This is a genomic window from Streptomyces diastaticus subsp. diastaticus (assembly GCF_011170125.1).
GTDB lineage: Bacteria > Actinomycetota > Actinomycetes > Streptomycetales > Streptomycetaceae > Streptomyces > Streptomyces diastaticus.
Window position 1 is genome coordinate 328,840 of sequence record NZ_BLLN01000002.1, and the last position, 13,342, is coordinate 342,181.

Below are 13,342 nucleotides of genomic sequence, written 5' to 3' on the forward strand. Positions count from 1 at the left end.
CACACCCGCGGGCCCGCGCCTCCGGTGACACCCGGGCGCGGGCCCGCGGACGTGCGCAGGCGTACGCTGGAATAACTGGACAAACGTCCAGGTTGTTCTCGGCCGGAGGCGCCCGCCTCCTACGTACTCGCACCATCCCGCGAACGGAACGGAGCATCACGATGACGTGGGTCCTGCTGGCGTGCGCGATCCTCGCCGAGGTCACGGCGACGATCTCCCTGCGACTCTCCGAGGGGTTCTCGAAGATCGCCCCGTCGGTCGTCGTGGTCGTCGGCTACCTCACCGCCTTCACCCTGCTGGCCCTGGTCCTCAAGCGCGGCATGGCCATCGGCATCGCCTACGGCATCTGGGCCGCCGCGGGTGTCGCCCTGGTCGCCCTGATCGGCGCGGCCTTCCTCGGGGACAGCCTGACCCCGGTCCAGTACGGCGGCCTGGCTCTCGTCGCCGTCGGCGTCGTCGCCCTGGAGGCGGGCGGTGCCCACTGACCCCGGACCCGGCGGCGCCGAGACGGACGGACGCAGGGCACGCGGCGCGGAGACCCGGCGCCACCTGCTCGACGCGACGGTCCGGGTGATCGAACGCGACGGCGTCACCGGGGTCACCCACCGCGCCGTCGCCGCCGAGGCGGGCGTCACCAAGTCGGTCGCGTCCTACCACTACCCGGCCGTCGACGACCTGCTCACCGCCGCCCTGCGCGACAGCTCCGACGCCTACGCCCGCGACCTCTCCGCCCGCCTCCCCGAGGGCTACGGCCTGGCCGACCTGGCCGCCCACCTCACCGCCTGCCAGGAGGAGAACCGCTCCCGCGCCCTCGCCGAGTACGAGCTGTACCTCCAGGCGGCCCGCCGCCCCGCCCTGCGTCCGGCGGCCGCCCGCTGGACCGACGTCCTCACCGAACTGACCGCCCCCTTCACCACCGACCCCGCCACCGTCACCACCCTCACCGCGACCCTGGACGGCCTCTTCCTCCAGTCCCTCCTGCGCGACGAACCGGTGGACGCGGGACGGGTCGAGGAGGCGATGCGCCGGGTCATCGGCACATGACCCGAGGGGCTCACCCCGGTCGGCCGGCCCTCCCCGCCCCCGTCCTCCGCCGGACCAGCTCCCGCGCCTCCTCCGGCAGCGCCTGCGCCGGCGACAGCCGTGCCAGCAGCTCCGGTTCGCGCGTCAGCGCCCGGAAGGCGAGCGCCACCGTCACCTCGTGCCCGGGCCGGTGCACGATCTCCACGGGGTCCCCGGCACGCACCTCGCCCTCCGCCACCACCCGCAGGTACGCCCCCGGCTCGGCCGCCACCGTGAACTCCCTGATCCACCCCTCCCGCGCCAGCCAGCCCTGGAAGGTCCCGCACGGCACCCGGGGCACCGCCACCTCCAGCACCACATCCGCCCCGATCCGCCAGCGCTCGCCGATCAGCGCGCCGTTGACGTCGACCCCGCGCGTCGTCAGGTTCTCCCCGAACACACCCCCCGCCAACGGCCGCCCCAACACGCCCTCCCACCGGTCGAGGTCCTCCCGCGCGTACGCGTACACCGCCTGATCGGCACCCCCGTGGTGCTTCACGTCGTACGCCCGGTCCCCCGCCAGCCCGACCCGTCCGTCGCCCTTGGGCCCCGGTGCGGTCACCGCCACCGGTCCCTCGACGGGTCGCTTGTCGATCCCCGTGGCCGCCAGGCCCTTCCACGGGTTGAGGCGGGGCACGCCGACGTTCACCGAGAGCAGTTCCATACCCGGAACGCTAGGCACACCCCGCCCCCCACGGCCACGGAATTACGCGCGCCCGCCCACCGGGCGCGCGTACTCCGGGCGTCAGCCGACCCCGACGGCCTCGTCGGCCGCCCGCGCCGATCCCTTCCACCACGAACTCACCGGCTCCCACACCTCCACATACCTCCCGGCCCCCAACTCCCGCGCCGAGAACGTCCGCCCGGAGTGCGAGGGGTCCCCCGCCACCGTCACACCACCGACCCGCCGGACCTCCCCGTCCGCCCCCACGGTCCGCACCGTGGCGTACGCCGTCTCCCCCGCCCCCAGCCGGTACGGCCCGCTCTCCCCCGCCGGCACGTGCTGAGCGGGCCCGTCCAGTTCCCCGAAGCTGACGGTGGGCAGCCGGTCCACGACACAGGTCCGACGGGCCTGGTTGGTCACGGTGATCCGGACGACGGTCCTGTCCTGGGCGTCGGCCTTGGCACCGACCTCCACGGCGAAGGCCCGGCAGGTGGCCAGCGGGGCACGGTCGGCGGTGGTGGCGGCCCCGGCCTGAGGGGCGACGGCGACGAGCGCCGCGCACGCGGACGCCAGAGCGGGCAGTGGACGGACACGCATGGTGTGACCCCCTGTCTCGAAACCCGCCCGGAGCAGGCGCCCACGGGCGTTTCTGGTCAGTCTGACCGGGCGGGAGCGCAGGAGGTTGTAGCGACTCCACGCCGGTGTCCGCCCGGGCCCCCGCTTCACCCGCCCGAGCAACGCGGCCGGCCCCGGGACGCACCGGACCTGCCACGCCCGCTCCCGGAAACCACCTCGCCCAAGCATCAGGCCCCCGCCCCCGAAGACTCCGGGGACGAGGGCCTGAGCGCTGCCGCCTACTTCTTCTTGCCCTGGTTCTTCACAGCCTCGATGGCGGCCGCGGCCGCCTCCGGGTCCAGGTAGGTGCCGCCGGGGTTGAGGGGGCGGAAGTTCTCGTCCAGTTCGTACGAGAGCGGGATGCCCGTCGGGATGTTGAGGCCCGGGATGTCGGCGTCGGAGACCTGGTCGAGGTGCTTGACCAGGGCGCGGAGGCTGTTGCCGTGGGCGGCGACGAGGACCGTGCGGTCTTCGAGGAGATCGGGGACGATCGCGTCGTACCAGTACGGGAGCATCCGCTCGACGACCTGGAGGAGGGCCTCCGTGCGGGGGCGGGCCTCCGGGGGGATGACCGCGTAGCGCGGGTCGTGGAACTGGGACCACTCGGCGTCGGGGGCCAGCGGCGGGGGCGGGGTGTCGAAGGAGCGGCGCCAGAGCATGAACTGCTCCTCGCCGAACTCCTCGAGGGTCTGTGCCTTGTCCTTGCCCTGGAGGGCGCCGTAGTGGCGCTCGTTCAGCCGCCAGGAGCGGTGGACGGGGATCCAGAGGCGGTCGGCGGACTCCAGGGCGAGCTGCGCCGTGCGGATGGCGCGCTTCTGGAGCGAGGTGTGTACGACGTCGGGGAGGAGCCCGGCGGCCGCCAGCAGCTCGCCGCCGCGTACAGCCTCCTTCTCGCCCTTCTCGGTGAGGTTGACGTCCACCCAGCCGGTGAACAGGTTCTTCGCGTTCCACTCGCTCTCGCCGTGGCGGAGGAGGATCAGCTTGTACGGTGCGTCGGCCATGGGCCCGAGCGTAATCCAAGCTCAGGGGGGCGGGCGCGCGCGGACCACTGGGTGAAAAGCGATGGCAGGCGGGGTGGCGCCAGACGTAATATGCGCTGACCTCTTTCACCGCTTACCGTACGCGGAGCCGCGATCATGCCCGTGCCGTCCCTGCCGTCGCCTTCCTCGCTCCTCCCCCGGGCGGTCCGCACCGCCGTGCGGCGCAGCGTCTCGGGACTGCCCCGGGAGTTCTGGTGGCTGTGGACGAGCACGCTCGTCAACCGGCTGGGCGGGTTCGTCGCCACCTTCATGGCGCTGTACCTGACGCTGGAGCGCGGGCACTCGGCCTCGTACGCGGGCCTCGTCGCGGCTCTGCACGGGCTCGGCGGGGTGGTCTCCTCGCTGGTCGCGGGGGTGCTGACGGACCGGCTCGGCCGACGGCCCACGATGCTCGTCGCGCAGGTGTCGACGGCCCTGTCGGTGGCGCTGCTCGGTTTCATGACGCACCCGGTGGCGATCGCCGCCGTCGCCTTCCTGGTCGGCGCCTCGATGAACGCGAGCCGTCCCGCGGTGCAGGCGATGATGGCCGACATCGTGCGGCCCGAGGACCGGGTGCGGGCCTTCTCGCTCAACTACTGGGCCATCAACCTCGGCTTCGCCGTGTCGGCGATGGCGGCCGGGTTCATCGCGCAGTACAGCTACCTCGCCGGGTTCCTCGGCGAGGCGGTGATGACGCTGACCTGCGCGATCCTCGTCTTCGTCAAGCTGCCGGAGTCCCGGCCCGAGCGGTCGGCGCAGGAGCAGGGCGCCGAGGACGCGGTGAGCCTGGTGACGGTCTTGCGCGACGGGCGGTTCATGGGCGTGGTCGGGCTGTCGTTCCTGGCCGCGCTTCTCTTCCAGCAGGGGGCGGTGGGGCTGCCGGTGGCGATGGGCCGCGAGGGGTTCAGTCCGGCCGACTACGGCCTGGTCATCGCGGTGAACGGCGTGCTGATCGTGGCGCTCCAGATCCCCGTCACGCGGTTCATCGAGCACCGGGACGCGGGACGGCTGCTGACGCTCTCCACGCTGCTCGCCGGGTACGGCTTCGGGCTGACCGCCTTCGCCGGGTCGGTCGGGGTCTTCGCGCTGACCGTCTGCGTCTGGACCCTCGCCGAGATCATCAACGCGCCGACCCAGACCAGCCTGGTCGTCCGCCTCTCCCCGGTCCACGGACGCGGCCGCTACCAGGGCATGTACACGCTGTCCTGGGCGGTCGCGGCGATGGTGGCGCCGCTGATGTCCGGCGTCGTCCTGGACCGGTGGGGCGCGGCCTGGCTGTGGGGCGCCTGCGCCGTCATCGGGACGGTCGCGGCCGGCGGGTACTGGCTGCTCGTCCGGGGGCTCGGCGAGGAGAGCCGGACCACGCCCGCCGCGACCGGCTCGGTCCCGCCGGCCCCCGAGCCGGCGGTGGAGCCGGCGACACCGCGGCCGGACGGGGAGCGGGAGCAGGACGCGCTGCGCAAGGCGGTGTGAGCGACGCGCCCCGCGCGCGGAGGTCCGGGCGGGCGGGGGCGGGGCGGCCGGGCGTCGGAGCAGGGCTCGGGGTGCGGGCGTCCGGTCAGGGCGCCACGATCCCCTCGCCGCCGACCGCGTCCGGCACGGTGGTCGTGCCGGTCCTGGTCAGACCGCCGTCGGGGCCGATGCGGTAGGTCTCGACGCCGCCGTTCTCGCTGGTCTGGACGTAGAGGTAGTCGCCCGCCGGGGAGACCGCCAGGTCGGTGGGGCCGGCGCCGGTGGCGGTGCGGCCGAGCGAGGTGAGGCGGCCGGAGGCGTCGACCTGGTAGGCGGTGAGGGCGTCGCTGCCGGCGTGGGAGACGTACACGGTGCCGCCGTTGCGGGCGATGCGGCCGGTGCCCATCTCGCCGGTGTCGGCGGTGTCGACGCGCCGTACGGTGTCGTCCTTCCACAGGGTGAAGGTGTCGACGGCGTTGGTGGCGTCGGCGACGACCAGGCGGCCGTCCTCGCCGGTGGTGAAGGCGAAGGGGGCGCTCGGCGCGAGGTCGTTGGTGACCGGTTCGGCGGAGAGCAGCCCGTCGTCGTCCACGTCGAAGACCTGGAGGGAGCCGTTGGCCTTGGTGGTGACGACCAGGCGGGAGCCGTCGTCGGTGAAGCCGACCTGGCCGGGGGTGCGGGTGTACTGGAGCGGCCCGCGGTCGGTGGAGAGGCCGAGTTCGCGGCGGCTGCCCGCGATCGGCTCCAGGCGGGGGCCGTCGATGGTGAAGCCCTGGACGGAGCCGCCGGTTCCGGCGTTGAGGACGTACGCGACGCCGTCGTGCACGGCGATGCTCGCGGGGAATCCGCCGCCGGACGGGGTGACCTGGCGGAGGGTCAGCTTCGCGCCGTCGACCTCGAAGACCGAGACGGTGCCGCTGCCGGAGTTGGCGGCGATGAGGATGCCCTCCCGCGGGTCGTACGCGAGGGAGCCCTGGGACGCCTGGTGGCCGTCGGCCTCGGCGCCGCGCAGGCGGCCGCCCTCGCCGCGCGTCTCGTAGCTGCCCTGTTCACGCAGGGTGCCGTCGGTGGTCCGGGTGTAGGCGACGACCTGGTTGCCCTTCTCCCCCGAGGTCTGCACGAAGACGACGTCGTGCGGCCCGGCGGTGCCCGCCTCGGTCTCCTCGCCGGGCACGGGCTGCCGCGCCACCGTGCCGACGGGCGCGGGAGCGGCCGAGGCGAGGGTGGCCGGTGTCGCGGCGCAGGCGGTCACGGCGGAGAGGGAGACGGCGGCCGCCTTGGCCGCCGCACGGGCGGGCTTGCTGGTGGGACGGAACATCGGTCGTCCTTTCCTACAGGGCCGACTGGACGGTCCCGCCGGGCGGCCGGACCTGCCCTCACCCTCGGTACGCCCCCGGTGACCCGCCACTCGATCGGCTGCCTGGACGGGCCGTCCCGCGCCCCCGCGGCCTGGGCGGACGCGGGGCGCCGCACGGGCGACCGGGTGACGGGAGGGGCGCGGACGCCGGGTCGGGCGATTGAGCCTGTCGGGTGACGCGGGCGCGCGGCCGGCGGCGGGGCGGCTTCGCGCCCCGGGTGTCCGTGGCGCGGCCGCCCGGTGGTGCGCGGCGGACCTGGCCCGCGCCGGGTGCCGGTCGTACCGCGCCGAGGCACCGCTGCCGCGGCGGAAGGCGGGCTCGGGCCGACGGGGGCGCGGGGGCTGTGGCCGGCTCCCCGGGGGCGGGCGGTGCCGGCGCGGGCCGTGCCGGTCCGCCGCCTCGCCGTGCGGTCCCCGGTCACGGCCGCGTGACGGGCCGCCCCCGGTTCAGCGCGGGCCGCGCTCGATGAGGTGCTGGAACGCCTCCAGGTTCCGGGTGGACTCGCCGCGGGAGACGCGCCACTCGTACTCCTTGCGGATGGCGGTGGCGAAGCCCAGCTCCAGCAGGGTGTTGAAGGCGCCGTCGGAGGCTTCGAGGACGGTGCCGAGGAGCCGGTCGACCTCCTCGGGGGTGACGGCGGCCAGCGGGAGCTTGCCGGCGAGGTAGACGTCGCCGAGGGAGTCGACGGCGTAGCCGACGCCGTACAGCTTGAGGTTCTTCTCCAGGAGCCAGCGGTGGACGGCCTCGTGGTTCTCGTCGGGGCGGCGGACGACGAAGGCGTTCACCGAGAGCGAGTGCCCGCCGAGGATGAACGAGACGGTCGTCCACAGTTTGCGGCTGCCGGGCAGCTTGACGACGTAGTGGCCGGGCCGCGGGCTCTCCCACTCCAGCTCGGCACTGTCGAACGCGCCCTGGAGGACCCGCCGGTGGGCGGACGCGTCCGGGGTCTCGCGGGCCTGGTGGGACGGGGTGTCAGCCATGGTGCGAGCGTACGTGACGGCGGTGCTCCTGCACGGCGGCCGTGTAGACGTCCGCCGTGCCCGAGGCGGCGGTGTCCCAGCCGAACGACTGGGCGTGCCGGGCCGCGGCCGCGCCCATCCGGTCGGCGAGTGACGGGTCGTCGGCGAAGCGGGCGAGGCGGCGGGCGTAGTCGGCCGGGTCGTGGCCGTCGACGAGGAAGCCGGTCACCTCGTCGCGTACGGCGACGGGCAGGCCGCCGACCCGGGCCGCCAGCACCGGGGTGCCGGTGGCCTGCGCCTCGATGGCGACCAGGCCGAACGACTCGCTGTACGAGGGCATCACCAGCAGCGAGGCCGCCCGGAACCAGTCGGCGAGCTGCTCCTGCCCGACCGGCGGCCGGAACCACACCACGTCGCAGATGCCGAGCCGCGCCGCCAGCTTCTGGAGCCGCTCCGGTTGGGCCATGCCGCTGCCCGAAGGGCCGCCGACCACCGGCACGACCAGCCGTGACCGCAGGTCGGGCCGCTCCTCCAGCAGCACGGCGACGGCGCGCAGCAGCACGTCCGGCGCCTTCAGCGGCTGGATGCGGCCGGCGAAGAGCGGCACGAGCGCGTCCTGCGGCAGCCCGAGCCGGTGCCGGGCGGCGGCCCGCGACTCGGGGACGGCGCGGGGGTCCGCGAGGCCGGGGCGGTCGGCGTCGACGCGGAACAGGTCGAGGTTGACGCCCGGGTGGACGACCGCGACCTTGCCCGGGTCGGCGGCGTAGTGGCGGATCAGCTCGTCGGCCTCGCCGGAGGTGTTGGCTATGAGGCGGTCGGCGGCGTCGACGACCTGGGTCTCACCGATGACGCGGGCGGCCGGTTCGGGGGTGTCGCCCTCGGCGAGCGCGGCGTTCTTGACCTTGGCCATGGTGTGCATGGCGTGCACCAGGGGGACGCCCCAGCGCTGGGCGGCCAGCCAGCCGACGTGGCCGGAGAGCCAGTAGTGGGAGTGGACCAGGTCGTAGTGGCCGGGGCGGTGACCCGCCCACGCCTGCATCACGCCGTGGGTGAAGGCGCAGAGCTGCGCGGGCAGCTCCTCCTTGGCGAGGCCCTCGTACGGGCCCGCGTCGACGTGCCGGACGAGGACGCCGGGGGCCAGTTCGACGGTGGGCGGCAGGGTGCCGGTGGTGGCGCGGGTGAAGATCTCCACCTCGACGTTGATGGCGGCGAGCCGCTTCGCCAGCTCCACGATGTAGACGTTCATGCCGCCGGCGTCGCCGGTTCCCGGCTGGTGCAGCGGGGAGGTGTGCACGCTCAGCATCGCCACCCGTCGGGGCCTGCGGCCCCCTCCGGGCAGCCGCAGCCTCGGCTGGGCGGCGCGGCGCGAGAGCCGGGACACGTACTGGGTCACCTGGCGGTCTCCTCCTGGCTGCGCCCCGCCTCGGCCGGCGGGGTCCGTCGGGGCACGCTCGTGCCCGAGGGGGGAAACAGTCGTGGGCGCCGAGGGCTTCCCGCTTTGCCCAAACGTTACGGGGGACGTCACGGGCGGGCCCGGGGCGACCGGGGACGGGCTGTTCCGGGGTGTCCTGCGGGGCCGGCCCCGCTCCGGCCGGGGCGGGCCGGCCCCGCGCGCCGCCCGGACTCCGGGGCGGCCGGGCCGGGAGCGGCCGCCGGGAGGGCGTCGACCGGCCGGCGGGCCGGGCCCCCGCGCGGCTCCGCCGCCCCCTGCGGCCATACTCGGAACCATGCCGACCCCCTCGCGCCCCGTGGGAACCGCGACCAGGGGGACCACCAACCCGAACCGTCTGCGCCGCATGGACCGGTGGATCGCGGCCGTGCACGGTGCCGCCCTGCGCAGGGCCGAGCACCCGCTGGCGGTGGATCTCGGGTACGGGCACGCCCCGTGGACCGCCGTGGAGCTGCTGGCGCGGCTGCGCACCGTGGCCCCGGCCGTCGAGGTGACCGGCGTCGAGATCGACCCCGCGAGGGTCGCCGCGGCCCGCCCGCACGCCCGCGAGGGCCTCACCTTCGTCCGGGGCGGCTTCGAGCTGCCCGTACCCGGCCGCCCCCACCTGGTCCGGGCCGCCAACGTGCTGCGCCAGTACGACGAGGACGAGGTGCGGGCCGTCTGGGAACGGCTGACCGCCCGCCTCGCACCGTCCGGCCCGGACGGCCTCGGCGGCGGGCTGCTCGTCGAGGGCACCTGCGACGAGGTCGGCCGCCGCCACGTCTGGGTGGCGCTGGGCCCCGACGGCCCCCGCACGGTGACCTTCGCGACCCGCCTCGGCTCCCTGGGCCGCCCCTCGGACCTGGCCGAACGCCTCCCGAAGGCGCTGATCCACCGGAACGTGCCGGGCGAGCCCGTGCACGCCTTCCTCCGCGACTTCGACCGCGCCTGGGCGGCGGCCGCGCCGTACGCCTCCTACGGGGCCCGCCAGCGCTGGCAGCGGGCGGTGCGCGACCTGGCCACCGACTGGCCGGTGCTGGACGGGCCCGCGCGGTGGCGGCAGGGAGAGGTCACGGTGGCGTGGGGAGCACTGGCGCCCGGGCGGTGAGACGGGTCGGCCACCCACCGCTCGGGACCCGTCCGACCGTCCCCCACAGGGGTGGAAAACCGGTGTCCGTCCCCGGAAGTGCCGAACGACCTGTGGGGCCTTTTCCCCCGAAGCCGCCGAAGGGCGGGCAAAGTGACGCGTGCGGCGGGGATGCCGCCTGAGCCGGGCCGGTGTCGGGTCTGTCGTATCGGTGCCCGGCATGGCAGCATCCCCGATGTTACTGACGGGAAATAACGTCGTGGGGGCGGAGAGTGACCAGCATGCGAAGGACGACCCTTGCCGCGGTGGCACTGGTGTGCGGCATCACCTGCGTCGGCGGACTGGCCTCGGCGGGCACGGCCCACGCCGCGCCGGAACCGGCCCCCACCACCTCGGCACCGGCCGCGCCGGGCGCTCCCGGCAGCCCCGCGGGGGAGGCCGGCGAGGACCAGGCAGCGACTCCGGCCCCCCTCGAAGAGGTGCGCAAGAAGATCGAGAAGCTGTACCACCGGGCCTCCGTCGCCACCGACGCGTACAACGCCGCCGAGGAGAAGGCGAAGCGCCAGTCCAAGAAGGTCGACCGTCTCGGCCGCGCCATCGCCGCGGGCGAGGACCGTCTCGAACTGCTCCGCCACCAGGCCGGCGCGACCGCCCGCGAGCAGTACCGCGGCGGTGGCATCCCCGAGGGCGCGCAGTTCCTCCTCACCGACGACCCCCGCCTCTTCCTGGACCACGCCAACCGCCTCCAGCGCGGCCAGCACGCCGCGAAGGGCCTGATGGCCCAGTTGCGGACCACCCAGGAGAAGCTGGAGCAGGACCGCGCCGCCGCCTCCGCCGAGTGGAAGAAGCTGGAGCAGCACCGCAAGAGCAGGGCGAAGGCCAAGAAGGAGATAAAGAAGCAGATCAAGGCGGCCGAGGAGCTGGAGTCCCGGCTGGCCGCCGAGGAGCGCGAGCGGCTGCGGAAGCTGGAGCGGGAGGCGCAGCGCAAGGCCCAGAGCGTCTGGCTGGACTCCGGCATTCTCGACGCGATCTCCGGCAAGGCCTCGGCGGCGGGCAGGAAGGCCCTGGAGTACGCGGCGGACCAGATCGGCAAGCCGTACGCCTGGGGCGCCGAGGGCCCCGACTCCTACGACTGCTCCGGCCTGACCTCCCAGGCGTGGGCGGCCGCCGGCGTCGCCATCCCCCGCACCTCGCAGGAGCAGTGGCGCCAGTTGGAGCGCGTCCCCATCCGCGAGATGCGCCCGGGCGACCTGATCATCTACCACGACGACGCCAGCCACGTCGGCATGTACGTGGGCGACGGCACCATCGTGCACGCCCCCCGGCCGGGCCGGGACATCACCCTGGCGGGCGCCGGGACGATGACGATCCTCGGGGTGGTCCGGCCGGACGCGTGAGCGCCGGGGCGCGGGTGGGCCAGGTCACCCGCGCCCTCGCGCCGGGGTGAGCTTCGTCATCAGCCCTCCCCCCGCAAACGCACCCAATTCCCTTTCCGGCCTCGGCATATGACCCTGGCCATGCACGTCGTGGCATTCCGTTGAGGGGTCGCCAACCGCTATGGTCCCCGTCGGACAGGGCGTCGCACGTCGCCCCGTCGCGCCCTCGGGGGGAGGGAAGGAAACCAAGACGATGCCCGTACCCATACCGCGGCAGAGAGTCATCCCCGCCGTGGAGAACGGTCACGACGGGGGCGCCGCACCACGGACGGACCCGCCCGCGGGCTCGCCCACCGAGGTCACCCGGGGCACCGCTCCCGGCAGCACCGACGCCACCGACACCGTCACCGGGCCCGTTGACGGGCCCGCCGGCCACCAGGGGGCCACGGACGGCACCGACGCCGGCGCCGCCTCCGGCCCGGCGGCCCCCACGGCCGCCGAGGCGGCGGAGGCACTGGCCAGGGTCGCGGCCGGCTCGGCCGGCTCCGGACCCGCGACGTCGACGGCGCTCACCCTGCTGGTGATCGAGGACGACCCGGCGGGCTCGTTCGCCATCCCGTCGCTGCTGGACTCGGCCGAGCTGACGGTCCGGGTCCGCACCGCCCGCAACCTCACCGAGGCCGAGCGGCTGCTCACCGACGACGTCCACTGCATCCTGCTGGACCTCGCCCTGCCCGCCCCCGGCGCGCGCGGCGGCGAGCCGGAGGGGGCCGGGGACGAGCTGGCGGTGCTCCGGCACGTCCTGCGCCTGGCGCCCCGCCACGCGGTCCTCGCGCTGACCGGCGCCGAGAACAGCGCGCGCGGCCCGGAGGCGGTACGCGTCGGCGCCCAGGACTTCCTGTACCGGGACGAGCTGGACGGCCGGCTCCTGAGCCGCGCCGTCCGCTACGCCGTGGAACGCAAGCGGGCCGACCAGGCCCAGCGGCAGCTCACCGAGTCCCGGCTGCGCGCCCAGGAGAACGCCCGCCTGGAGCGCGGCCTGCTGCCCACCCCGCTGCTGGAGGGCGCGCCGCTGCGCTTCGCCGCCCGCTACCGGCCGGGCCGCTCCCGCGCCCTGCTCGGCGGGGACTTCTACGACACGGTGCGCACCGCCGACGGCACGGTGCACGCGATGATCGGCGACGTCTGCGGCCACGGTCCGGACGAGGCTGCGCTCGGCGTGGAGCTGCGCATCGCCTGGCGCGCACTGACCTTCGCCGGGCTCTGCGGCGACGAGCTGCTCTCCACTCTCCAGAGGGTGCTGGAGAACGAGCGCCCGGACGACGAGATCTTCGCGACCCTGTGCACGGTCGACATCTCGCCGGACGGCCGCTCGGCCGGGCTCTGCCTCGCCGGGCACCCGTCCCCGCTCATCGCCCGCCAGGGCCACCTCGCCGAACTCCTGCCGTACGACGACAACGGTCCCGCGCTCGGCCTGCTGCCGCGGGCGCGCTGGCCCCGGCGGCAGGTGGAGCTGGGCCGCTCCTGGAGCCTGATGCTCTACACCGACGGCCTGATCGAGGGCCGCGTCGGCGCGGGCAACCAGCGTCTGGGCCAGGACGGCATGGTCTCCCTCGTCCGCGACCTGCTCGCGGAGGGGCTGCGCGGGGACGCCCTGCTGGATGCCGCCATGACCGAGGTCCGCGCCCTCAACGGCGGCGAGCTGACCGACGACGTGGCCGTCCTCCTCCTGGACCGGATGGTGCCGACCACCCGCTGAGCCACCTTGCCACCGCGACGGGACGGTGAGAGGCCGGGACCGCCCGAAGGGGTCCCGGCCTCTCACCGTCCCGTCGCGGGCCGCTCGCCGTCAGCGGCCGCCGTTGTACGGCCCGTAGGGACCGTCGCTGCTCGACCCGCGCCCCGGGCCGCGCCGGGGGCCGCCGGAGATCTCGCGGACGGCCGGCCGGACGTCCACCGTGTACACGATCACCGCGATGAGGCCGATGATCGGCAGCAGCGACATGAGCGGGAACAGCAGGCTCACGGCCAGGGCGATCCCGAGAAGGATCAGCCAGAACGGCTTGGACTGCTTGGAGGCGGCCCGGAAAGCGTCCTCCCGGCGGGTCAGCGCGTCGATGAACGCGAAGGCGGCAAAGGCGCTGAACGCCAGTTGCAGCAGCCCCAGCAGGCTGTTGAATCCCTGTATCAACACTCTCTCCACCACCAGTTTCGACATGCACGGCACCGCGGACACCACGGCGGGCGGTCGCCCGGCTCCACGCCGGACCCCTTCCCCAGTGTCCCGGACAGACGCCGGAAGCACCGTCCGGTACGCACGC

Annotated in this window: 13 protein-coding genes; 6 read left to right on the forward strand and 7 right to left on the reverse strand. The window is 74.8% G+C overall.

What is annotated here, in order from left to right; all coding sequences use genetic code 11:
- The first annotated feature begins 161 nt into the window (after positions 1–161).
- Both Sdia_RS03305 and Sdia_RS03310 read left to right on the forward strand, forming a co-directional pair.
- Positions 162–485, forward strand: a complete 324-nt coding sequence (locus Sdia_RS03305; RefSeq protein WP_100456400.1) for a DMT family transporter — start codon at positions 162–164, stop codon at positions 483–485.
- On the forward strand, positions 475–1,044 hold the full coding sequence (locus tag Sdia_RS03310) for a TetR/AcrR family transcriptional regulator (protein ID WP_100456401.1): 570 nt from the start codon (positions 475–477) through the stop codon (positions 1,042–1,044). Before Sdia_RS03305 ends, Sdia_RS03310 begins: the two co-directional genes overlap by 11 nt.
- Positions 1,045–1,054: 10 nt before the next feature.
- Here Sdia_RS03310 and Sdia_RS03315 read toward each other — a convergent pair whose 3' ends face one another.
- The 3 genes from Sdia_RS03315 to Sdia_RS03325 form a co-directional block, all read right to left on the reverse strand.
- On the reverse strand, positions 1,055–1,726 hold the full coding sequence (locus Sdia_RS03315) for an MOSC domain-containing protein (protein ID WP_100456403.1): 672 nt from the start codon (positions 1,724–1,726) through the stop codon (positions 1,055–1,057).
- 81 nt (positions 1,727–1,807) lie between these two features.
- Positions 1,808–2,323, reverse strand: a complete 516-nt coding sequence (locus Sdia_RS03320) for a DUF4232 domain-containing protein (RefSeq protein WP_100456405.1) — start codon at positions 2,321–2,323, stop codon at positions 1,808–1,810.
- A gap of 257 nt (positions 2,324–2,580) precedes the next feature.
- Positions 2,581–3,342, reverse strand: coding sequence for a phosphoglyceromutase (locus Sdia_RS03325; RefSeq protein ID WP_100456407.1), 762 nt, complete (start codon positions 3,340–3,342; stop codon positions 2,581–2,583).
- 135 nt (positions 3,343–3,477) lie between these two features.
- Here Sdia_RS03325 and Sdia_RS03330 point away from each other — a divergent pair, with 135 nt between their 5' ends.
- Entirely contained in the window at positions 3,478–4,833 is a 1,356-nt protein-coding gene (locus tag Sdia_RS03330) for an MDR family MFS transporter (protein ID WP_229831588.1), read from the forward strand.
- Between the two features lie 85 nt (positions 4,834–4,918).
- Here Sdia_RS03330 and Sdia_RS03335 read toward each other — a convergent pair whose 3' ends face one another.
- From Sdia_RS03335 to mshA, 3 genes are all read right to left on the reverse strand, one after another.
- Positions 4,919–6,130, reverse strand: a complete 1,212-nt coding sequence (locus Sdia_RS03335; protein ID WP_115067701.1) for a lactonase family protein — start codon at positions 6,128–6,130, stop codon at positions 4,919–4,921.
- Positions 6,131–6,616: 486 nt separating this feature from the next.
- The gene (locus Sdia_RS03340) at positions 6,617–7,150 is read right to left on the reverse strand and encodes a type III secretion system chaperone family protein (protein ID WP_100456412.1); all 534 of its coding nucleotides are present in this window, start codon (positions 7,148–7,150) and stop codon (positions 6,617–6,619) included.
- The gene (gene mshA, locus Sdia_RS03345) at positions 7,143–8,522 is read right to left on the reverse strand and encodes a D-inositol-3-phosphate glycosyltransferase (protein WP_100456414.1); all 1,380 of its coding nucleotides are present in this window, start codon (positions 8,520–8,522) and stop codon (positions 7,143–7,145) included. The genes Sdia_RS03340 and mshA overlap by 8 nt, the downstream gene beginning before the upstream one ends.
- A gap of 334 nt (positions 8,523–8,856) precedes the next feature.
- On the opposite strand from mshA, the gene Sdia_RS03350 reads away from it, so the two are divergent.
- From Sdia_RS03350 to Sdia_RS03360, 3 genes are all read left to right on the forward strand, one after another.
- Positions 8,857–9,666: a class I SAM-dependent methyltransferase gene (locus tag Sdia_RS03350; protein ID WP_100456416.1), complete on the forward strand. Its 810-nt coding sequence runs from the start codon at positions 8,857–8,859 to the stop codon at positions 9,664–9,666.
- Positions 9,667–9,926: 260 nt separating this feature from the next.
- Complete coding sequence (locus Sdia_RS03355) at positions 9,927–11,042, forward strand: C40 family peptidase (RefSeq protein ID WP_115067700.1); 1,116 nt, start codon at positions 9,927–9,929, stop codon at positions 11,040–11,042.
- 232 nt (positions 11,043–11,274) lie between these two features.
- On the forward strand, positions 11,275–12,780 hold the full coding sequence (locus Sdia_RS03360; RefSeq protein ID WP_100456420.1) for a PP2C family protein-serine/threonine phosphatase: 1,506 nt from the start codon (positions 11,275–11,277) through the stop codon (positions 12,778–12,780).
- Between the two features lie 90 nt (positions 12,781–12,870).
- Here the strand turns inward: Sdia_RS03360 and Sdia_RS03365 are convergent, their stop codons facing one another.
- Positions 12,871–13,215, reverse strand: a complete 345-nt coding sequence (locus Sdia_RS03365) for a DUF2516 family protein (protein WP_100456422.1) — start codon at positions 13,213–13,215, stop codon at positions 12,871–12,873.
- Positions 13,216–13,342: the final 127 nt, after the last annotated feature.